Annotated in this window: 24 protein-coding genes and 1 tRNA gene; 14 read left to right on the forward strand and 11 right to left on the reverse strand. The window is 68.6% G+C overall.

The window, feature by feature from the left end; genetic code table 11:
• Position 1 precedes the first annotated feature (1 nt).
• The 5 genes from P0Y41_RS10035 to P0Y41_RS18130 all read right to left on the reverse strand — a co-directional run bounded on the left by P0Y41_RS10035 (position 2) and on the right by P0Y41_RS18130 (position 2,340).
• The gene (locus P0Y41_RS10035; protein ID WP_284061208.1) at positions 2 to 421 is read right to left on the reverse strand and encodes an HIT family protein; all 420 of its coding nucleotides are present in this window, start codon (positions 419 to 421) and stop codon (positions 2 to 4) included.
• Between the two features lie 133 nt (positions 422 to 554).
• A complete protein-coding gene (locus P0Y41_RS10040; protein ID WP_284061209.1) occupies positions 555 to 1,064 on the reverse strand; it encodes a hypothetical protein in 510 nt (169 codons plus the stop codon).
• A 111-nt stretch (positions 1,065 to 1,175) separates the two neighbouring features.
• Positions 1,176 to 1,643, reverse strand: coding sequence for a zinc ribbon domain-containing protein (locus P0Y41_RS10045; RefSeq protein WP_284061210.1), 468 nt, complete (start codon positions 1,641 to 1,643; stop codon positions 1,176 to 1,178).
• 75 nt (positions 1,644 to 1,718) lie between these two features.
• Positions 1,719 to 2,048: a TM2 domain-containing protein gene (locus P0Y41_RS10050; protein ID WP_284061211.1), complete on the reverse strand. Its 330-nt coding sequence runs from the start codon at positions 2,046 to 2,048 to the stop codon at positions 1,719 to 1,721.
• 193 nt (positions 2,049 to 2,241) lie between these two features.
• Positions 2,242 to 2,340 carry a DUF7860 family protein gene (locus P0Y41_RS18130; protein WP_465260675.1) on the reverse strand — a complete coding sequence of 33 codons (99 nt, stop codon included), beginning with the start codon at positions 2,338 to 2,340 and terminating at the stop codon, positions 2,242 to 2,244.
• A gap of 211 nt (positions 2,341 to 2,551) precedes the next feature.
• Between P0Y41_RS18130 and P0Y41_RS10055 the strand changes: the two genes are divergently transcribed.
• Complete coding sequence (locus P0Y41_RS10055; protein ID WP_284061212.1) at positions 2,552 to 2,794, forward strand: DUF8151 family protein; 243 nt, start codon at positions 2,552 to 2,554, stop codon at positions 2,792 to 2,794.
• Between the two features lie 23 nt (positions 2,795 to 2,817).
• Here the strand turns inward: P0Y41_RS10055 and prs are convergent, their stop codons facing one another.
• Both prs and P0Y41_RS10065 read right to left on the reverse strand, forming a co-directional pair.
• Complete coding sequence (gene prs / locus P0Y41_RS10060; RefSeq protein WP_284061213.1) at positions 2,818 to 3,669, reverse strand: ribose-phosphate diphosphokinase; 852 nt, start codon at positions 3,667 to 3,669, stop codon at positions 2,818 to 2,820.
• A gap of 76 nt (positions 3,670 to 3,745) precedes the next feature.
• On the reverse strand, positions 3,746 to 4,657 hold the full coding sequence (locus P0Y41_RS10065) for an HVO_0234 family beta-propeller protein (RefSeq protein WP_284061214.1): 912 nt from the start codon (positions 4,655 to 4,657) through the stop codon (positions 3,746 to 3,748).
• 256 nt (positions 4,658 to 4,913) lie between these two features.
• Between P0Y41_RS10065 and P0Y41_RS10070 the strand changes: the two genes are divergently transcribed.
• Positions 4,914 to 5,459, forward strand: coding sequence for a hypothetical protein (locus P0Y41_RS10070; protein ID WP_284061215.1), 546 nt, complete (start codon positions 4,914 to 4,916; stop codon positions 5,457 to 5,459).
• Positions 5,460 to 5,607: 148 nt separating this feature from the next.
• On the opposite strand, the gene P0Y41_RS10075 is transcribed toward P0Y41_RS10070, so the two are convergent.
• A complete protein-coding gene (locus P0Y41_RS10075; RefSeq protein ID WP_284061216.1) occupies positions 5,608 to 7,128 on the reverse strand; it encodes an aldehyde dehydrogenase family protein in 1,521 nt (506 codons plus the stop codon).
• Between the two features lie 127 nt (positions 7,129 to 7,255).
• Here P0Y41_RS10075 and P0Y41_RS10080 point away from each other — a divergent pair, with 127 nt between their 5' ends.
• Positions 7,256 to 7,969, forward strand: coding sequence for a helix-turn-helix domain-containing protein (locus P0Y41_RS10080; protein ID WP_284061217.1), 714 nt, complete (start codon positions 7,256 to 7,258; stop codon positions 7,967 to 7,969).
• Here P0Y41_RS10080 and P0Y41_RS10085 read toward each other — a convergent pair whose 3' ends face one another.
• Positions 7,970 to 8,848: a proline dehydrogenase family protein gene (locus P0Y41_RS10085; RefSeq protein ID WP_284061218.1), complete on the reverse strand. Its 879-nt coding sequence runs from the start codon at positions 8,846 to 8,848 to the stop codon at positions 7,970 to 7,972.
• A gap of 182 nt (positions 8,849 to 9,030) precedes the next feature.
• Between P0Y41_RS10085 and P0Y41_RS10090 the strand changes: the two genes are divergently transcribed.
• The 6 genes from P0Y41_RS10090 (at position 9,031) to P0Y41_RS10115 (ending at position 14,675) form a co-directional block, all read left to right on the forward strand.
• The gene (locus tag P0Y41_RS10090; protein ID WP_284061219.1) at positions 9,031 to 10,362 is read left to right on the forward strand and encodes an ABC transporter substrate-binding protein; all 1,332 of its coding nucleotides are present in this window, start codon (positions 9,031 to 9,033) and stop codon (positions 10,360 to 10,362) included.
• A 6-nt stretch (positions 10,363 to 10,368) separates the two neighbouring features.
• The gene (locus P0Y41_RS10095; protein WP_284061220.1) at positions 10,369 to 11,316 is read left to right on the forward strand and encodes a branched-chain amino acid ABC transporter permease; all 948 of its coding nucleotides are present in this window, start codon (positions 10,369 to 10,371) and stop codon (positions 11,314 to 11,316) included.
• Positions 11,313 to 12,734 carry a branched-chain amino acid ABC transporter permease gene (locus P0Y41_RS10100; protein ID WP_284061221.1) on the forward strand — a complete coding sequence of 474 codons (1,422 nt, stop codon included), beginning with the start codon at positions 11,313 to 11,315 and terminating at the stop codon, positions 12,732 to 12,734. The genes P0Y41_RS10095 and P0Y41_RS10100 overlap by 4 nt, the downstream gene beginning before the upstream one ends.
• Positions 12,727 to 13,542 (forward strand): ABC transporter ATP-binding protein, encoded by an 816-nt coding sequence (locus P0Y41_RS10105; protein ID WP_284061222.1) that lies wholly within the window; start codon positions 12,727 to 12,729, stop codon positions 13,540 to 13,542. Before P0Y41_RS10100 ends, P0Y41_RS10105 begins: the two co-directional genes overlap by 8 nt.
• On the forward strand, positions 13,539 to 14,324 hold the full coding sequence (locus P0Y41_RS10110; RefSeq protein ID WP_284061223.1) for an ABC transporter ATP-binding protein: 786 nt from the start codon (positions 13,539 to 13,541) through the stop codon (positions 14,322 to 14,324). The genes P0Y41_RS10105 and P0Y41_RS10110 overlap by 4 nt, the downstream gene beginning before the upstream one ends.
• A gap of 84 nt (positions 14,325 to 14,408) precedes the next feature.
• The gene (locus P0Y41_RS10115; protein WP_284061224.1) at positions 14,409 to 14,675 is read left to right on the forward strand and encodes an HAH_0734 family protein; all 267 of its coding nucleotides are present in this window, start codon (positions 14,409 to 14,411) and stop codon (positions 14,673 to 14,675) included.
• A gap of 39 nt (positions 14,676 to 14,714) precedes the next feature.
• On the opposite strand, the gene P0Y41_RS10120 is transcribed toward P0Y41_RS10115, so the two are convergent.
• Entirely contained in the window at positions 14,715 to 17,126 is a 2,412-nt protein-coding gene (locus P0Y41_RS10120; protein WP_284061225.1) for a DUF2298 domain-containing protein, read from the reverse strand.
• A gap of 197 nt (positions 17,127 to 17,323) precedes the next feature.
• Here P0Y41_RS10120 and P0Y41_RS10125 point away from each other — a divergent pair, with 197 nt between their 5' ends.
• From P0Y41_RS10125 to P0Y41_RS10145, 5 genes are all read left to right on the forward strand, one after another.
• Positions 17,324 to 17,590 carry a hypothetical protein gene (locus P0Y41_RS10125; protein WP_284061226.1) on the forward strand — a complete coding sequence of 89 codons (267 nt, stop codon included), beginning with the start codon at positions 17,324 to 17,326 and terminating at the stop codon, positions 17,588 to 17,590.
• Positions 17,591 to 17,651: 61 nt separating this feature from the next.
• Positions 17,652 to 18,593 (forward strand): glycosyltransferase, encoded by a 942-nt coding sequence (locus P0Y41_RS10130; RefSeq protein ID WP_284061227.1) that lies wholly within the window; start codon positions 17,652 to 17,654, stop codon positions 18,591 to 18,593.
• Complete coding sequence (locus tag P0Y41_RS10135; protein WP_284061228.1) at positions 18,590 to 19,039, forward strand: GtrA family protein; 450 nt, start codon at positions 18,590 to 18,592, stop codon at positions 19,037 to 19,039. Before P0Y41_RS10130 ends, P0Y41_RS10135 begins: the two co-directional genes overlap by 4 nt.
• A gap of 74 nt (positions 19,040 to 19,113) precedes the next feature.
• Positions 19,114 to 19,188: transfer RNA gene (locus P0Y41_RS10140), tRNA-Met, on the forward strand.
• A gap of 320 nt (positions 19,189 to 19,508) precedes the next feature.
• The gene (locus P0Y41_RS10145; protein WP_284061229.1) at positions 19,509 to 19,961 is read left to right on the forward strand and encodes a hypothetical protein; all 453 of its coding nucleotides are present in this window, start codon (positions 19,509 to 19,511) and stop codon (positions 19,959 to 19,961) included.
• A gap of 12 nt (positions 19,962 to 19,973) precedes the next feature.
• Here P0Y41_RS10145 and P0Y41_RS10150 read toward each other — a convergent pair whose 3' ends face one another.
• On the reverse strand, positions 19,974 to 20,399 hold the full coding sequence (locus P0Y41_RS10150) for a Rieske (2Fe-2S) protein (protein WP_284061230.1): 426 nt from the start codon (positions 20,397 to 20,399) through the stop codon (positions 19,974 to 19,976).
• Positions 20,400 to 20,419 lie beyond the last annotated feature (20 nt).

A 20,419-nucleotide genomic window follows, 5' to 3' on the forward strand; every position in this document is an offset into this window, starting at 1 on the left:
TTTACTCCGCGATCGCGGCGGCGATCTCGTCCAACTCGTCGTCGCCGAGGTCCGGGCGCTCGCCGGCTGCGACGTGGATCGGCCCGCCGCCGTCGCCCTCGAACCGCGGGATGACGTGGACGTGCGCGTGGGGGACCTCCTGGCCGGCGTCCGGGCCGTCGTTGACGCCGATCGTGTGCGCGTCGGCGTCGACCGCGTCCTCGATCGCGGGAGCGAGGTCGTGCACGAGGTCGAAGACGGCGCGCGATTCCTCGGCGCTCAGGTCCGCGACGCGCTGATGGTGGGCCTTCGGGATGACGAGGGTGTGCCCACGGGCCAGCGGGTTCGCGTCGAGGAACGCGATCGCGCCGTCGGTCTCGGCGATCACGCGGGCCGGGATATCGCCCGCGACGATCGAACAGAAGATGCAGTCGTCGGTCATGTGCGATCGGTGTGTCGGCGTCACGCTTCAAGATAGGGGCTCCGTCGTCCCGACGGCCACCTCCACCGTTCAGGAGATCGCTCACCGCCTCCGGCGCCGACCGTGTTCGCGCGACGGTCTCTCGGCGTGCCCGCTACGTCGAGATGAACGCGGTGATTGATCCGGCAACAGCCTCGATATCCGGCCTGTTCGGTTCCAACTCGTACTCGGTCGAGTTGATCTCGACCACCGTCCCACCGATGACGAGAGACAGGCTGTACCGGAACCGATCCTCGGTCTTCGTCCGAATGATCCCGTACGTCGTGGTGTTCCAGACGCCGTTGTGGCCGACGGCGTCGATCGACTCGAACGGAACCGCCCACGAGTACCCCTCCTCGGAGACGACGTCGATGCGGGACTCGGTGATCACGCATATCGCGTCTTCGGAGTATCGGTGCGTCACCACGTCCTTCTTGAACGACGTTCGCATCCCGTCGTGCGCCTCGTACGGGATCGCCGCGCCGGCGCCGCCGACCACGAACTCGACCTCGGAGACGGCGAACAGTTCCTCGATCTCGTCGGGATCGTAGCGATCGGAGATATCGAAGAACTCCTCGGTGGTCCCGTTAATCCGGTTAGTGACGTACGGATCGCCAGCAGACATGGGCGAACTCCGGTGACCGTGTAGATACCAGTTGCTATCTCGCTCGCTCGTGATAGCGAACGACTGCGTTCGAACGGAACAGCGGCGTTAGCGGGTTCGGTCCGGTCGCAGTCAGGGCTCGCCGAGCACCTGGTGGCGCCGATAGAGGTAGGCCGCGCCGGCGACGATGTTGACGAACCACAGCGCGGTCAGGATCACCCAGACGACGGTCTGGGGGTCCCACTCGGAGTTTGCACGGACGTACTTGCTGTCGAAGAACACCGACAGCGGGAGGCCCACCCAGCCGACCAGGACGAGCAGTCCGCCCGCGGCACCCAGGTCGCCGTTCAGCGCCGATGCGAGCACGAGCAGCACCCAGACGCCCGTTCCCGCGGCGACGCCGTACCACCACGTGTCGGCGACAGTGGTCTCGTACTGCGCGGGGTCGTGGGCGCCGGCCGAGGCACCGGAGCGTCGTCCGCCGGCGGAGCGGTAGTTGTCGTTTCGGACCCCGCAGTTGGGGCACAGTTCCGACGCCTCCTTGATCGCCTCGCCACAGGAGCGACAGAACACCTCGTCGGCTCCCTTCTGTTTGGTCATGGCTGTGCTGGGCGGTCGGCGGTCCCGGGGCTTGGTGGGTCAGCGTACATCGAAAACTGGCTACGAACGTCGTCTTCAGGCGTACTGGCGCTGGAACTCGTCCTCGGACTTCGTGAGGTAGATGATCCCCTCGATGAGGCCGACGAGGAGCGGGATGAACGTCCACGAGAAGACGAGGTAGATGATCCCCCGGCCGGTGTTGCCGAGGTAGAAGTGGTGTGCACCGAGCCCGCCGAGGAAGATGGCTAGCAGCGCTGCACTGGTTTTGTCCTTCGAGCCCGAGCCCGAGGCCCCCGCACTCGACTGGCGAACGCCGCACTCGGTGCAGATCTCCGCTTCCTTTTTGATCACTTCGCCGCAGCTGCTGCAGAACTGCTCGTCCGCGCCTGGAGTTGCATTACTCATCTTCGTGTCAAAGCTTTCACGAGGCAAGATAAGTATACTGGTTGGTTATCGGATACGATATATGAAATATACGGTACGCAACCGATCACCGGATGGAGGCGGCTTCGGTTCCGGTCGGCGGGCGCTGTCGACCGGTGTGACGGACACAGTAAACAGGTTGTCGGGCTCGGTCTCTGTCGAGGAACGGGAGTCGCTACTCCGTCAGCGGGAGCGCGACGTCGAACACGAACACCGAGAGGAACGCGCCGACGACGGCGACAAGTTCGAGGTCGACCAGCAGCGCGTACTCCATTCGGGAGCGTTGCCCCGGTGAACGCGGTGGCGATCTGGACGGCGACCGCGAGCAGGAACGCGGTGGCACAACCGAGCAGTGCGCGTTTGGTGAGCGTCGGGTAGTCGAGGGTCCCGTATCCGCCTGACATGCGAACGAGTTCCGGATTCGGTCGATTGGCTCCTTCGGTCCGACCGAAAGCGTTTCACTCGGTGACGGCCGCCCTGGTGGTATGCCGGGACTGTTCGACACCGCGTGGCTCGCCGCAGAGTACCTCTTCGTGACGCTCGCGTCGGTCGTCCTCACGGGAATCGGCGTTCATTTCGAGCGAGCGGCGGCGGCGACGATGACGACGGCGCCCGAAGTCGCAGCGGTCGACGCCGTGATCGGCGCGCTCGCGCTCTTCTGGGGCGTGTACCTCGTCGGCTACAAGCAGGCGCTCCCGCGGATGCAGCGCGTCTTCGCGTCCCGCTGAACACGTCGGTGACCGCGCCGTCGCTACAGCGCGTCGGCAACCAGCGGCGCGACGGATACGTCGCTCGCCTCGCGCTCGATTGTGTCGCTTGCGACGACGCGGGTCACGCCGGCGGCGGCGAGCTTCGTGCGGGCGTTGCCCGCGAGCATCCCGTGAACGCACGCCGTGTACACGTCGCCGCAGTCGCGCTCGCGGATGGCGGCGACCGCCTCGCTCATCGTCGACCCGGTGGCGATGATGTCGTCGACGACGACCACGTCGCGGGCTGTCACGTCGGCGTCGGTGGGCGTGACGGTCACCTCGCCGGTGTCGTAGTCGCGCACCTTCTCGAAGAAGTCGGTCTCGCCGCCACCGTAAGCGTCGCGCACGGCGACCGCGAGCCCCTCGGCGGACGCGTCGGGGGCGAGAAACAGCGGGTCGCGCAGACCCGCGGGCAGCGGGTCCGCGAGTAGCGGCGCGGCCTCGACCACGTCGACGGGCACGTCGAAGTAGTCCGCCACGTCGGGCTCGTGGGGGGTCACGAGGATCACGCGATCCGTGCCGGTCGAGACGGCGCGCGCGACTGCTCGCGCGGAGACGGGCTGCCCCTCCTCGAACGCCCGGTCCTGACGGGCGTACCCCATGTACGGCAAGACGGTTGTGACGGTCTCGGCGCCGGCCTCGCGGACGGCGTCTTGGAGCTGGAGCAGTTCGACGAACGCGTCGTTGGAGTCGGTTGCGGCGACGACGGTGGCCTCTTGACCTTCGAAATCGGGCACCGAGGCGCACTCCTCGCCGTCCGGGAACCAGCGGAACTCCGGCGTGGCGAGCGGGCGACCGGCGTGGTCGGCGAGCGCGGCCGCGAGCGCCTGCGACGCGGACCCGGGTACGATCATACACGTCGTTCCCGCGGCCGGATACAAACGCGTTCCTACTCGGGCGACGCGTGCGACGCCGGTACGACTCTCGGAGTTACCGGGTCGGGGAGAGAACGGTGGCGTCGCTCTCCGATAACTCAGTGCTCGCCGGGCACCGCGACCGCCCGCACGTCGGGCAGGCCGAGCGTCCGGCCGCGCCAGCCGCCGTCGGCGTACACCCGCGCCTCGCCGCCGTCGGTGACGCCGAGGAGGTGTCGGCCCGCGAACGCGGCGTCGACGACCCCCGACTCGTCGTGGCGGACCCACTCGGTCGCGGTCGCGTCCCCCGCTCGAACACCGCAGCGTCGGTGGCGGCGACCGCGCGCTCGCCCTCCGCGTCGGCGACGACGCAGCGGAAGGCTCCGCTCTCCGCGTGCGACCCGGGGTCCCGGCCGCCGCCGTCGGCGTCGAGGTCACGCATCCAGCCGTTTCCGAGGGTGTACAGCGTGTCGGCCGTCACCGCCAGCGGAACGCCGCGGTCGCTCACGTCTCTGACGTCCTCAAGGCCGGCGTACTCCAGGCTCCCGTCGGTCAGGCGGTGGACGCCGTCGCCGGCGGCGACGAGGCGGCCGTCCAGCCGGCGGGGGTCGTCGACCGACCCGACCTCGATCCATGCCGAGTCGGTCGGATCCCCGTTCGCGTCGTCGGCGTCTGCCTCGGCGGCGAGCAGCGAGACGGTCCCGTCGGGCGCCGCCGCGAGCACGCCGTCGCCCGCGACGCTCGCGGCGACGGCGGGTCCGTGTCCCGTCGGCTCGAAGTCGCCGACGAGTACGTCCTCGTCGGTCGCGACCGCGACGGCGTCGCCGCGAGCGGCCACGTCGCGGGCGTCACAGCGGTGGTCGATCCCGAACTCGCCCACGATGTCGCCCGAGATCGAGACCCCGACGACGCCCATCGAGGAGGCCGCGAGCGCCCGCACCACGTCGTCGCGCTTCGTGAACACGCGTTTCTCGGCGATGGTCGGCATACGCGGGGGTGTGACGGCGCGGCGAATAAGTGCCGCGGAGCGTGCGTGCCTCGGATCTGCTCGGAGCAAGGCGGTCGCGGACGCCCGTCGAACGCTTCCGTCCTCGCTCCGCTCTCACCGGCCGACTGCGAATTCGCTGCTCTGGGTACGGAAGTGGCGTGGTAAAGCGACTGGTCGCTTCCACCCTCACTCAAATCGTGACCAGTGCTAAGTGACGACTGGACGACTGGTGATCGCCCAATACGGGTGACCACCGATGACTGACGGACCAGACAACAGCAACCGGAGAACGACACGCCGACGCGCGCTCGCGACGATCGGGTCGGGGACGGCCGCACTCGCGCTGGGTGGCAGCGCGATGGCCACCCCAGGCAACAGCGACAACGATCGCTACGACGAGGACGACAACGGATTCCCCGACGAGGGAGAAGTCGTCACCGGCGTCTACCGGGCCGAGTACTGGTACGATGCCGACGGGAACGTCTGGGGAGAGAACCTCTCGAACACCGGTGCTACGGTCGGCGACAAGAGCGATCTCGACCCAGAAACCACCACGAAATGCTTCTACAAGATCCAGTACCGCGGAACCTTCGAGAACGACCCGTACCAGGACTCGGGGTGGATCAAGAACGTCGTCAACTGCCGAGGCTACGAGTCGGGGACCTTCAACTGGATCTTCGTCCATGAGTCGGACCCACGCTACGACGGGACGGGCACGCCGATCTGGAACGAATGGGAGTACCACGTCGACGTCGAGGGCGGCGTCGGGAACAAGGAGGCTCCGCGGCCCGAGAACGCCTGAGGCGCCCCGTCCTGTCTTTTCGGCGGTTCGGTCGCCAGCGGCCGCGATGATGAGTCGGTCGCCAGCGGTCGCGATAATGAGTCGGTAGCCGGCCGGCAGCGACCGACCGGTGGCCGGAGCGTGGCGTCACCGCGCCCGTGCGAACGCCTCAGTCGTCTTTGGTCTTGATGTCGGCCGAGAGCCCCTGTGCCATCTCGATGTCTTTGGAGTTGTTGAGCGTCCAGGCAGTCCGCTCGGTCACCGCTTCGATCACTTCACGCGCCGACGGGTATCCGTTTCCGGATTTCTTCACGCCGCCGAACGGGAGGTGGACCTCCGCGCCGATGCACGGCAGGTTCCCGTACGCCAGCCCGATCTCGGCGTTGTCCCGGAAGTAGTTGATCTGCCGGTAGTCCTCCGAGATGATCGCGCCCGCGAGGCCGTAGTCGGTGTCGTTGTGGATGTCGACCGCCTCCTCGATGTCGCCGCTGTACTTCAGCAGGGCGACGTGCGGGCCGAACACTTCCTCGTGGGTGCACCGCAGGTCCTCGTGGGGGTCCGTCTCGTACACGAACGGCCCCACCCAGTGGCCCTCCTCGTGGCCCTCGGGGATCTCCGAATCGTCCAGTTCCTCGCGGTCGACCAGCACGTTCACGCCCTCGTCTTTCGCGAGTTGGTTGTACTGCGAGACCTTCTGTTTGTGCTCCTCCTCGATGAGGGGCCCCATGAACGTGTTCTCGTCCAGCGGGTCGCCCACCGCGACGCGCTCGGCGTTGGCGACGAAGCGCTCCTTGAACTCGTCGTACACGTCCTCGTGGACCACGATGCGCTCGCTCGACACACAGCGCTGGCCCGTCGTCTTGAAACTCGACATGGTCGCCGAGTGAACTGCCGTGTCGAGGTCAGCGTTCTCGGTGACGACGATGTTGTTTTTCCCGCCCATCTCACAGGCCGCGAGCTTGCCCGGCTCGCCGCCGACCTTGCTGGCGATCTTGTGGCCGACCTCGGCCGACCCCGTGAACAGGACGGTGTCGACGCGGTCGTCCTCGACGATGGCGTTGCCCGCGTCGCCGAAGCCTTGCACGAGGTTGAACACGCCGTCCGGGACGCCCGCGTCCTCGAACATCTCCGCGAGGATCTGCGCACACCAGGGCGTCTGCTCGGCGGGCTTGAACACGACCGTGTTGCCCTCGACGAGCGCGACGGCCATGTGCCAGAACGGAATGGCGACCGGGAAGTTCCACGGGGTGATGCAGCCGACCACGCCGCGCGGCTTCCGGCGCATGTAGGCGTCCTTGCTGGGGATTTCGGAGGGAACAACGTCGCCCTTGGGGTGGCGAGCGTCGCCGGCGGCCCACTCGACCATGTGCCACGCCTCGGTCACGTCGGCCTTCCCCTCGGAGATCTCCTTGCCGCACTCCATCGTGACGACCTCGCCGAGCTCCTGGTGGCGCTCCTTCAGCTCGTGGTAGATATCCCACAAGTATTCCGCGCGGTCGATGTGGGAGAGTTCCTTCCACTCCTCGAAGGCGCCGTCGGCGGCCGCGACCGCGCGGTCGACGTCGGCCTCGGTGCCGCGGCGGAACTCGCCTAATTCGTCGCCGTTGGCGGGATTCTCGCTGGTGAACGTCTCCTCGCCCGTCCCGTCAGTCCACTCGCCGTCGATGTAGTGTTGATACGTGTCAGGCATGTTCGAGACTCCGTCACCTCCTCACGTAATTCCCGAACCGTCCATGGTCGGCCGCGATTACCCCGACCATGGTCGGTTGGGAGTTGGTACCCGTTCGCATATATACTCCGCATAGACTAGCTACATGATGAGTCAGGCGCTGAACGCCGGGACCCGATTGACGCTCGACCTCTGGCATCCGAACTGCTGGGCCATCGAGGCGACCGAACGGACCGGGGGCGGCGTGTTGGCCCACGCCATCTACGACACGCCGAAGATGGCGCCCGAGTCGGTCAACGGACTGTTCACGGCCTTCGGCGAGACGAACCGTGAGGTGGAAGCACTCCTCGAGGAGATCCGGTCGTCTGACCACGCGGGCGAGGTCCTCGAACTCCAGGAGCGGTTCGGCCGCGCCCGCGACGCTCCGGGCAACGTCGTCCGAGAGTTCTTCCTCGAGTACGACCCGAACGACATGGTCTGCCCGACGCTGCTGCGCTACGGTTTTGTCCACAGCGCGCCGGTCCGGATCGAGGGCGGCCGCGAGGAGTGGCAGCTGTGTTTCACGGGCGAGCGGTCGGACATCGAGGCGGCGCTCGACAGCGTCCGCGAGGATGCCGGCGCGGAGGTGTCGGTCGTTTCGATCACGGCCGCCGACGGCGCGACCGACCGCTCGGAGCGCGAACAGCGCCTCGACACGCTCACGCCGACCCAGCGGGAAGTGTTCGAGGCCGCCCGCGCGGCCGGCTACTACGAGTGGCCCCGCGGCTGCTCGACGCGAGAACTGGCCGACCGCGTGGGCCGGTCGAAGACGACGCTGCTCGAACACCTGCGGAAGGCCGAGTCGAAGCTGTTGGACCCCTGATCACCCGAGCACCGCACGCAGCGCGAACAGCGCGTTCTCCTTGCGCTCGCGCACCCGCCGCGAGAAGTACTGGAACCACTTGCTGCCGTACGGCACGTACTGGTTCACTTCGACGCCGTCGGCGGCGAGATCAACCTGCGCCTCCTCGCGCACGCCCATCAGCATCTGTACTTCGTAAGGGGTTCCGTGTTCCTCGTGGAGTTCGCGGGCGCAGTCGATCATCGCCGGGTCGTGGCTCCCGACGGCGACGCCGTCGTCGAACGACTCGAACATGAACGACAGGCACTCGCGGTACGCCTCGTCGACTCGCGACTTCTCGCGGTGGGCGACGCCCGCCGGCTCGTCGTAGGCGCCTTTCACCAGTCTGACCTTTCCCGGCAGCGACGCCAGGCGGTCGAGGTCCTCGGGCGTGCGCTTCAGGTTCGCCTGCACGCAGACCCCGACGTTCCCGTCGGTCTCGACGGCGTGGCGCTCGAAGGCGTCGAGCGTCACGTCGGTGGTGTCGTGGTCCTCCATGTCGATCCAGACGAAGCAGTCGTCGTCGGCTCCCGGGCTTCGCTCGGTCGACGGGGTCGCGTCGGTACCCGACGCGCCCTCGACGATCCGCGCGAGGTTCTCCTCGAACGCCGCGTCGGAGACGCCGAGTCCGATCTGCGAGGGCTTCACCGAGACGCAGCCGTCGAGGTCGCGCTCGGCGAGCGCCTCGACCAGCGCGACGTACGCGTCTGCGTCCGCGTCGGCGTCGCTCCGCTCGTCGTAGTGCTCGCCGAGGAGGTTCAGGATGGCCCCGATCCCCTGCCCGTTCAGCTCCTCGACGTGCGCCAGGGCCGCCTCGGGCGTCTCCCCGGCGACGAAGTTGTTCGCGATGGGCGGTATCACGTGCCACCGTCCGACTCGGTCCCCCATCAATCGGAACCCGACCAAATGATTCGATTCGAACTATGTGAATATAATGTCGCCGAGGGGCCGATCCGACGCGGCTGCCGGGGTCACCGTCTCGGCTCCGACCATGGTCGGGGCGGGATATAGGGATAAGGTTGTGGAGAACGTTATCGTTAGTCATGATACCGGATGATATCGAACCGAACCGGCGGGACGTACTGAAGGCGTCCGGGGCCGCGGGCCTCGCTGGCCTTGCGGGCCTTGCGGGCTGTAGCACGACCGACGACGCGGCGACCGACACCGCAACCGAGGAATCGGACGGCGGTGGCGGCGGTGGCGGCGGCGAGGAGACCACCGCCGACGACGGCGGAGACGGCGGGAACGGCGGAGACAGCGGACCGTACTCCATCGGGATGGTCAACTCCCTGACCGGGTCGCTGTCGGCGTTCGGCCAGCGCAACCAGCGCGGGATGGAGCTCGCACTCGCCGACGTGAACGAGGTCGGTATCGGCGGCCGCGACCTGAACATCATCGTCGAGGACTCCGAGAGCCAGTCGCAGGCCGGCGTCTCGGCGGCCCAGAAACTCGTCAACCAGGACGGCGTGCCGTTCGTCATCGGCGCGGTCGGCTCCGGCGTGTCGCTGGCGATCTACGAGTCGGTGATCCAGGGGACCGACGTGGTACAACTGAGCCAGAACTCCACCAGCCCGGACCTGACGGACTTCCCGGGCCTGCTCCGGATGTCGCCGACGGGGAGCACCCAGTCGACAGCGCTAGCGAACATTATCAGCGAGGACGGCTACGATTCGGTCGCGCTCGCGTGGGTGAACAACGACTACGGGCAGGGGCTGGCCGAGACGTTCCGCGAGGAGTGGGGCGGCGACATCGCCTACGACGAGCCCCACGACCAGGGACAGTCGTCGTACTCCTCGACGGTGTCCGGGATGGCCAACTCCGGCGCGGACGCGTGGCTGTTCATCACCTACCAGCCAGAGTTCACCTCGATGGCACAGGAGGCGTACTCCAACGGCTACGAGGCGCAGTTCTACGGCGCCGACTCCGTCCAGGGATCTGACGTGCTCGGGAACACCCCCGAGGGGAGCCTCGACGGCATGAAGATTGTTGTCCCCTCCGCGGCAATCGACCAGGAGAACTACCAGAACTTCGCGTCCGAGTTCGAGGCCGAGTACGGCGACAGCCCGACCTCGTGGTCGGCGTTCGCCTACGACTGCGTGATCACGGCGGCGCTGTCGATCGCGACCGCCGACGAGTTCACCGGCGCGGCTTTACAAGAGACCGTCCGGGAGGTGACCCGGCCCGAGGGGGAGACAGTCTTCACCTTCGCGGAGGCCATGGACGTGCTCGGGGACGACGGCTCGGCGGCCGACATCGACTACCAGGGCGTCTCTGGCCCGATCGACTTCGACGAGAACGGCGATCCGGTCGGCTTCCTGCAGATCCTCTCCGTGGAGAACCACGAGTACGTCTCCTCGGGCACGATCGAGGGTTAACCCTCGATGTCGGTTCTCGAATACCTGGCGAACGGGCTCGTGTTCAGCAGCATCATCGTGTTGTCCAGCATCGGGCTCTCGCTGGTGTACTCGATCGCGAACTTCGCGAACTTCGCCCACGGCGACACGATGACCGTCGGCGCCTACACCGCGCTCGTGACGTTCGGGTTTGTGGGAACGCTCGGCGCCGAGGTACTCGGGCTTCCGCTCGGGTTCTTCCTCGCGCTGGTCGTCGGCGTCGCGGTCGCCGCAGTGGTCGCGGTACTCACCCACAAGATCGTCTACGAGCCGCTCGATGTCGGCTCGATCGGGCTGCTCATCACGTCGATCGGTGTCGCGTTCGTGTATCGCGCGGTCATCCAACTGGGCTTCGGCACCGGGTTCGTCGAGTTCCAGATCCCGCTGTTGCGACCGATCGAGGCGCTGATCCCGTTCGGGATCCGCATGACGCTACACGACGTAGCGATCGTCGCCAGCGCCGCCGTGCTGGTCGCAGGGCTCCACGCGCTGCTCCAGTACACTGACCTCGGCCGGAAGATGCGCGCGACGGCGGACAATCCATCGCTCGCGCGGGTCTCGGGGATCCGGACCGACCGGATCGAGATCTGGACGTGGGTCATCGGCGCCGGACTCGCCGGCGCCGGCGGCGTCTTCCTCGGCCTCTACAACAATATCTCGCCACGGATGGGGTTCAACATCCTGCTGGTCGTGTTCGCGGCCGTGATCCTCGGCGGGATCGGCTCCGTCTACGGCGCGATGGCCGGCGGCTTCCTCATCGGGATGATCAACCAACTGACGCCGATCCTCCCGCGACTCGGACAGGAGATCTCGTTCGTTCCCGAGAGCTTCGGCATTCCCATCGGCATCGAGTACGCGAACGCCATCGCCTTTCTCATCATGGTCGCCGTGCTGCTCGTGCGCCCGTCCGGCATCGCCGGGGAGGAGGCGACGTGAGCGTCGCCGATGGAGTGCGCGGGCGGTTCGCTGACCTGACCCGCGCGGAACAGGGCGTCGTCGGCTTCGTCGTCGCGTTGGCGGCGCTGCTGGTGTTCGGGCTCGTCACCGGCGGGCTCGCGCCGACGTACTTCCTGTATCTCGTCGGCCTCGTCGGGATGTACGTCCTGCTGTCGTTCGGGCTGAACGCGCAGTGGGGGTACACCGGGCTGATCAACTTCTCCGTCGCGGCGTTCTTCGGGATCGGCGCATACGGCACGGCGCTGTTGACCGCCGGTAACTCGCCGATCGGGGCCGACGGGTGGCAGTTCAGGCTCCTCGGCGTCGACCTCGTGTGGGTCTCCGGGGCGCGGCTCTACGGTCTCCTCCCGCTCACCCTCGTCGGCTTGCTGGCCGCGATCCTCCTCGCGGTCGTCGTCGCGGTCGCGATCGGGATCCCGACGCTCCGCCTGCGTGCGGACTACCTCGCGATCGCGTCGCTTGGACTCGCAGAGGTCGTCCGACTGCTGTTCTTGAACCAGCGCGACGTGACCAACGGGAGCGCCGGGCTGCGGGGGCTGCCTGGCTTCTTCGACGGCTGGCCGGTGCTTGGCACGCTCCCGCAGACGCTGCCCGGCATCCGGGTCCACGAACTCCAACTCGGGATCCCGGGGGTGTTCACGACGCGCCTCTTCGGGTTCACGCTCGGAACGCCGTTCTGGCAGGCGCTGTTGAACGTCGCGCTCGTGGTCGCGATGGCCGGCGCGGTGTACGCGGTGTTGCGCCGCGTCCACCGCTCGCCGTGGGGGCGCGTGCTCCGGACGATCCGGTCGGACGACGACCTCGCGGAGGCGCTGGGGAAAAACACCTACGCGTTCAAGATGCAGTCGTTCGTGCTCGGGAGCGTCATCATGGCGCTGGCGGGCGTGTTCTACGCGCACCTGAATCTCTTCGTCAGCCCGGGCGACCTGGAGCCGATCAACACGTTCTACGTGTGGATCGCGGTGATCCTCGGCGGGAGCGGCTCGAACCGCGGGGCGATCTTGGGCGGCTTCGTCGTCATCACCATCCGCGAAGGGACCCGCTTCCTCGCGGAGGTGCTGCCGGCGTCGTTCCCGGTCGATCTGCCGCTCGTGACGAGCACGTACGCGACGATCGTGAACAACTTCGGGTCGACGCGGCTGCTCGCGGTCGGCGTGCTCATCATCCTCGTGATGCGGTTCCGGCCGCAGGGCGTGCTCCCGCCGCAGCGAGAGCTCATCTGGCCGGCATCGGTCGCCGCCTCTGCGGGGCCGGGCGAGACGAACCCCCGCGAGACGATCGACGAGGAGACGACCGCGACGGCGACCGCGGCCGCCCCGGAGGCGGAGGCCGATGCTGCCGACTCCGAGGCGGAGGCCGGCGCCGCCGGCCGCGACGGGGGTGAGTCCGATGAGTGACGCCGCTCCCGACCTGTACGACGGCCCGAACCTCGACAAGGAGGATATCGTGTTGCGCGTCGACGAGCTCCGGAAGACGTTCGGCGGCCTCGTCGCCACCGACGACGCCTCCTTCGCCGTCGAGCGGGGGAGCGTCACGGGGCTCATCGGTCCGAACGGCGCCGGCAAGTCCACGCTGTTCAACCTCATCTCGGGCTTCTACGAGCCCGACGCGGGGCACGTCTCGGTCAACGGGGTCGACGTGACCGGCGCCCCACCCCACGAAGTCGCTGACGAGGGGCTGATCCGGACGTTCCAGACGCCCCGAAAACTGGAGGGGATGACCGTCCGCGAAGCGATGCTCGTCGGGCCGCAGCGCCAGCCCGGCGAGTCGTTCGTGAAGCTGTTCACGAGCCCCGGCGAGGTCGAAGCCGCGGAGACGCGCAACATCGAGGACGCCCAGCGGATGCTGGAGCAGTTCGAGATCGACCACCTCGCGACGCAGCCGGCGACCGACCTCTCGGGCGGCCAGCTGAAGTTGGTGGAGCTCGCACGGGCGATGCTCGCCGAGCCCGAGCTCCTCATGCTCGACGAGCCGGTCGCGGGGGTCAACCCGACGCTCGCGAACAAGCTGCGCGACCACATCGCCCGCCTCAACGAGGACGGCGTGACGCTGTGCATCATCGAACACGACATGGAGTTCATCATGAACCTCGCCGACCCGATCATCGTGCTTGACCAGGGCAGCGTCCTCGTGGAGGGGACGCCCGAGGCAGTCAGAAGCGACGACCGCGTGATCGACGCCTACCTCGGAGGGCCGGGCGAATGAGCGACGACCCGGCGTCGTCGACGGCTGACGCGGACGGTTCGGCGGACGCGTCCGTCGAGTCGGACCCGCCCGCCGCCGACCCCATCCTCTCGGTCGAACACGTCGACAGCGGCTACGGCGACGTGCAGGTGCTCGACGACCTCTCACTGACGCTCGCGGACGGCGAGGTCGCGTGTCTCATCGGGCCGAACGGCGCCGGCAAGTCGACGGTGCTGAAGACCGTGTTCGGACTGCTGACGCCGTGGTCGGGGCACGTCCGCTACCGCGGCGACGACATCGGCGGGCTGGCTCCCGAAGACGTCGTCCGCGAAGGGATCGGCTACGTTCCCCAGACCGAGAACGTGTTCGGGAACCTCACGATCGAGGAGAACCTCCGCATGGGCGGGGTCGCCCGCGACGACGACCTCGGGCCGGTGATCGACGAACTGTACGACCGGTTCCCGATCCTCACCGAGAAGCGGAACGCGAAGGCCCGAACGCTCTCGGGTGGCCAGCGACAGGTGCTGGCGTTCGCCCGCGCGCTCGTGATGGAGCCGGACGTCCTGCTCATCGACGAGCCGTCCGCGGGGTTGGCGCCCAACACCGCCGACGAGGTGTTCGACGACGTGCTCGCGGTCAACGAGCTCGGGACGGCGATCTTGATGGTCGAGCAGAACGCCCGCAAGGGCCTGTCCATCTCCGACTCGGGGTACGTCCTCGACCAGGGGAGCGTCGCGTACGCCGACGAGGCGGACGCGCTGCTCGACAACCCCGAGGTGTCGAGGCTGTACCTCGGCGGGTAGTCGTCGCCGCGTCGTCGGCGGCTGCGCGCCGCGGAGACGCACGGCATCGAAACCCTTAGTGTAGGAACCCGCCAAGCCGAGCGCATGAAGAAGCTCATCGTCCACGGTGACCCGGGCCTCCGCAAGGACGGCATCATCGACTACGACGACGAGGAGATGCGCGTCTTCTCCGTCCAGCGCCAGGGGGAGTACCACGGCCCAGACGAGCCGCAGCTGTGGTGTACCATCGGCACCGACGACGAGCGCGAGGACTTCGAGACGAAGACGTACGTTCCCCACTGGCTGGAGGTCGACACCATCGACGCCGAGGCGCTCGACATCGTCAAAGCCGGCGGCGACCTCAACGTCTGAACGCCGGCGACCGCCGCTCCCCGCTTTCTGGGTCGCCCGTCAGTTTTCTTCCTCCCGCAGCGACGACGCCGGCGGCAGCTCCGACTCCGTCACCCGGAACACCGTCACCGACGGGGTCGAGGCCTCCTCGACCACGTCGACGCCATCGATCGACGCGAAGTCGATCAGCCCGCGGCCGTCGTAGCGCTCGCGCTCGGCCGGGCCGACCCACACGTAGCGCACGTCGTACTCGCGGAAGACCTCGACGGCGGCCGCATCGGACGTGTAGGCGTCGTCGACCGCGCGGACCCGCCCGAAGTACGCCTCGGGGCCGCGGTAGCCGACCTCGTGGTGCCAGCCGGCGACCGTCGGGAGTCCGGTGAGGCTCGCGGCGGGACTGGCGTCCCACTGGTACATCCTGGGCGAGTGGCCGTACCGGCTCTCTGCGCCGGGGTACACTCCGGTCGCGGGCGCCGAGAGGATCGCGGGTTGGCCCTCGCGGGCGTCCAGCCAGTCGATCGCCCGCTCCTGGCTGGGGTGGAACGCGCCGACGAAGTGGGTGCCGTCGAGCGTCGGGTCGTCGGGATATCCCTCGTTCACGTGCGCCGGAACGGCGAAGGCGGCGTACATCCCGGTCGACACGAGCAGCGCGGCGACGAACAGCGCCGCCGCCACGTCGCGCGTGCCCGAACTCGGCCACAGCGCCGAGGCGCCCGGGCGCGGTACGGCCTCCAGTATCCCCGCGAGGACGACGCCCGCCGCGGCTGCCCACAGCGGCCACACCTGCGCGTACGTCTTGAAGACCGTGTTCATCCGGCCGGGACCGGCCTGCTCGTTCAGGTAGACGAGTTCGACCGCGAGCGCCAGCCCCGCGCCGCCGACGATCAACACCGTCTCGAACCCAGCGCGGTCGGTCCGGAGCGCGACCCACCCCGCGATCAGCAGCGTCCCGAAGAGCCCGAGCGCGGGGAGTCCGACGGCGAACCCCGCGAGCGCTAACGCGACGCCCCCGGTGACCACCGCCACCGGGCGCTCCCGGCCGACGGCCCCGAGCACCCCCGCGAGGAACGTCGCGAGAAACGCCCCGTGGACGACGAGGAGGCTGCCGAACGACGAGCGCATCTCGACGGGCAGCACCGCGAGCTCGCGCTCGCTGCCGCCGCCGGCGACGGCGACGAGCAGGAACGGGGCGGCGACGACGACCGCGAGCACCCCCGCGGCGGCGACTACCACTGCGGCGACAACCGGCCGGGCGAGTTCCGCGGGAAGACGGGGAGCGGTCGGGTGGGCTCTCCCGTCTCCCCGTTCGCTGCCGAGCGCCGCGTCGAGCCGGCGCCGAAGCGACGCGGGAAGCAGCGTCCGCGGCGCCGCGGGTGCGGCCGCGAGCGCCAGCCACGCCAGGCCGAACACGCTCGGGAAGCTCCACGTGTCGAGCACGACTTGGAAGCCGCCGACGAGCGGCACGGCGCCGAACAGGAGCAGCCGCCGGCGACGCGTCTCCGACTCGGGCGTGCGATAGAGCGAGAACGCGAGCGCCGCCCCAAGCAGGAGGAACGGCGTCATCGTCATGTGCGCGTGGAGGTCGCCGTTGAGCCACGCGAACAGCGGGAACTCGTTGATCGTTCCCTCGATGATGCGACTGGCAGTCCAGTAGGAGAACTCCCGGGCGACGAGTTCGCCCGCGTCGAGGTCGAGGACGCCGGCCACGCGTTCGCGAAGCCCGGGCGGAAGCGCGCGGACGAACACCCAGCCGGCGGTGTGGATGTTCCCGGCGAGGCCGACGAGGAACACCCCGAGGAGACCAGCGATCCGGCGCGAACGCCCTCTGCTCGCCGCGACCGCGCCCGCGAGGTCGTAGACAGCGGCGACGAGCATCGCGAAGACGCCCGCGAGGGCGAGGTTGTACCCGAAGCGGGCGGGCGTCGCCGTCAGCAGTGAGAACAGCGCCGCCAGCAGGTGCCCCCCGTAGTAGTAGCGGACGGACTCGCCGGCGAACCACATGTCCTCCGGCGGCAGCGCGTCCGCCCGCAGCAGCGACTTGAGGAGCCCGTAATCGAGGAACTTCTCGCCGGCGCTGGGGTCGACGCCGGGATCGAACGCGCGGATCACCACGACGAACAGGAACGCGACCGCGAACACCGCGGCGGTCTCGGCGACGACGGTCCGGTCCGGAAGTCTCTCGACCGCGTCGTCGTCGAGTGCGACGGCGCCCTCGCGAAGCGCGTCGCGGTCCAGCACCGTCGCGACCGCGAGCGCGAGCAGGACGACCACTCCCGCCGCGAGCGCGATCGGGCCGAACGCCACGCGCCCGACCCAGAACGCGACGAGGCCGAGCGTCAGCGCGGAGAGAGGAAGCGAGAAGCCGATGCCCCGCGTCGCCGACCGCGGGAACAGTCGGGCGGCCAGCGGCATCCCGACGGCGCCGAGCGCGAGGAGGGCGACGAGCCAGCGGACGACGAGACCGTACTCCATCGGTTTCCACCGGTCGCCGCCGGGGTAAGTTCCTTTCCCTCCACCGCGGAGGAGGACCGCTCGCAGCACACGTCCGCAAGCGACGCCGCCGGCGTCGACCGCCGCCGGCGGCGTCAGCGTCCCTCGGCTGTGAGTTCCCGGCGGTACTCGATCCGGCCGACACCAACGACTAAGCGTCGGCGACTCCGAGACGGTGTGTGCCACGACAGGACGAGTCCGATCGGGGTGATACGGCCGACGGGGCCGACGGAGTCGACGCCGAGGTGCAGCCGTTCGGCGACAATCGGATGCTGATCGCCGGCGGGGTCACGCTGGTCGGTGCGGTGGCGGGAAACCTGGTCGTGCAGGTGCTGGTCGCCGAGGGAACGCTCCCCTCCGGTGCCGACGAGGCGACGCTGCCCGTCTTTGCGGCGGTCGCCGTCGTCGGACTGGTGGTCCTGGTCGGGTCGTTCCTCCGGCGGTAGCCGATACCGCTACCGGGCCGTGTTCGCACCGTTTTTATCCGGCGGTACGGAATCCCCGGGTATGCAGCCGACCGTCGGCGTCGTCGTCCCCGCCTATCACCCGGACCTCGGTCGGCTCCGGACCTACCTCCGTGCGATCCGCGAGACGATCGACCCCGACGAGCTCCGCGTCGAACTCGACCTCCCGAACGGCGCCCGGGGCGCCGGCGACGGTGACGCCGCCGCGACCGCCTCGACGACTCCCGGCTCCGGCTCCGAAGACTCGGTCTCCTTCGCGCTTCCCGACGACGTGGACTGCCGCGTCGTTCGTCGCCGCCGCGGCAAGGGGGCGGCCGTCACCGCCGGCTTCGAGGCGCTCTCGACGGACGTGTACGCCTTCGCCGACGCCGACGGCGCGACGCCGGCGTCATCGCTTGCGGACGTGATCGCCCCGGTCCGCGACGGCGACGCGGATCTCGCCGCGGGGTCCCGCCGTCACCCGGACTCCGTGGTCCGATCCCACCAGACGTTCGCTCGGCGCTTCCTCGGCGACGGCTTCGCGTGGATCGCGCGCCGCCTGCTCGACGCCGAACTGTACGACTACCAGTGCGGCGCGAAGGCGATCACCGCGACCGCGTGGGAACGCGCCCGCGACCACCTGTACGAGCCGGGATTCGCGTGGGATATCGAACTCGTCGCGGTCGCCGCGGGGTTGGACTACCGGATCCTCGAAGTGCCCGTCGCCTGGGAGGATCAGCCGGGATCGACGGTCTCGCCCGTGAGCGACACGCTCGACATGGGCCGCGGGCTGCTGGTCGCGCGACACCGCGCGCGGCTCATCCGCGACGACCGGCTCCATCGGTTGATCGACCGCGAGGACGGCGTCGCATTGATAGACCGACCTGACGACAGCGGAGCCGTGAGCGACGGGGGCGCCGCCCCGGGCGCCGCGGGCGAGCACGACGGGACCGAAGGGGAACACGTCGCGAGCGATGACGACCCAGACGGAACCGAGTCGCGATGAGCGACGACGGCGCGCTCGCGGCGCTGGCCTCGGGGACGCGCATCGGCCAGTTCGTCTCCGTCGGCGTCGTCGGCTTCGCCTTCGACATCGCGACCTCGACGGCGCTGCGCGAGCTCGGCGTCTTCCCGGAGGTCGCCGCGTTCGTCGGTATCGAGGTGGCCGTCGTCGTGATGTTCCTGCTCAACGACCGCGTGACGTTCGCCGAGGAGGGGCTCGGCGGGCTCGCCCCGACGCTGCGGCGGCTCGCGAAGTCGAACGTCGTTCGCGCCGGCGGTATCGCCGTCCAGTTGCTGGTGTTCACGGCGTTGTACCGCGGACTCGCGCTGCCGCTGTCGGTCGCGGGGATCGACCTCTGGTTCGTCGTCTCCCGGGCTGGCGGCATCGGTGTCGGGATGATCGTCAACTACGTCGCAGAGAGCGTGTTCACCTGGCGCGTGCTTGACTGACGTGGCTCAAACCCACACACGGCGGCGGGATACGAAACACAACCCTTACAAGTACAGGTCGAATTGTATTTGGTAGCGGGATGGGATAGCCAGGAGATTCCGCCGGGCTCATAACCCGGAGATCGGTAGTTCAAATCTACCTCCCGCTATGTTCTCGACGCGCGCCGCGAACGATGAACAGAGTGAATCGTGAGTCGCGCGCCAGACAGTGCGTCCGAGAGAGATTTGAGCAGGGAGTGAAGCGAGCGCATGCGAGCGGAACGACCGTGTTCAAAGCTCCCTCCCGCTACTCCTGCGCGCCGACTGCTCGACCGACGAGCGACACGACTCGCTCGCGTTCGGCGCAGAGCTCATCCGAGGGAGGGGCGATTCGCCCCTCCCAATCGGCTTCGGTAATTTCCCGCTTTCAGGCAATCTTCTCCCTCTCCACAGCGGTGGCTATATGTCTCACCGCTGGTTCCCCGTTGACATGGCCGACAGCGACGCCCCCGTTTCGTTCGACGCGGACGCCGCCGTCGCGGCCGTCCACGACGCGTTCGACGACGGCTCCGACCTCCACGTCGTCGCCGCGTTCACCCGCGACGCCTACGATATCGTCTACTGCGACGAGGTCACCGAGTCGCTCTACGCGGACCGCGGGGAGATGAGCGAGCACTTCGACCAGATCCACGACTACGCCGGGATCGACTTCTCGGAGATCGGGCTGTTCGTCGACGAACTGTTCCCCGGCGCAGGCGGCGTCGAGCACATCGCCACCACCATGGAACACCTCACGATCGTCCGGATGTACGCCGGGAACGACGGGTTGCTCCTCACGCTCGACCCGAGCGCCGACGTGGCGGCGGCCGTCGAGGCCGTTCGCGACGCGATCGACCCCGAACTCGGTGCCACCGGCGACGCGCTCTCCGCGTCGGGCCGGTGACCGATCGCCGGCTCAGTTCCCGGTGAAGTCGATCCGGCTGTCGCCGCCGTCGCCCCTGTCGACGCCGCTGGCTCCGAGTTGCTCGAAGGCGTACTCGTCGTCATCGAGGTACACGCCGCCGTCGACGACGGTCACGTCGACGCCCTCCATCACCGAGCCCTCGCAGGGGCCGAAGTCGCAGTAGCCGGTGTCGAGTTGAAACGTCGCGCCGTGCTTCTGACACCACACCTCGCCGTTCGTGACGCGGGCGCCGTCGCCCTTGTCGAGGCGCACGTCCGTCCAGTGCTGGCAGTAGTTGCGGTACGCGACGACCGTCCCGTCCGACAGGCGGGTGCAGAACGCCTCTGCGAGCTCGCCGTCGGCGTCGCGGACGGTGAACAGCAGCGTCTCGCCCTCGGGCACGTCGTCGGCGTCGGCGACGCGCGCGTCATCGTCCATGCCCGCCGGGAGGGCCGGCG

It is taken from the genome of Halobaculum halobium (assembly GCF_030127145.1).
In the GTDB taxonomy this organism is placed as follows: domain Archaea; phylum Halobacteriota; class Halobacteria; order Halobacteriales; family Haloferacaceae; genus Halobaculum; species Halobaculum halobium.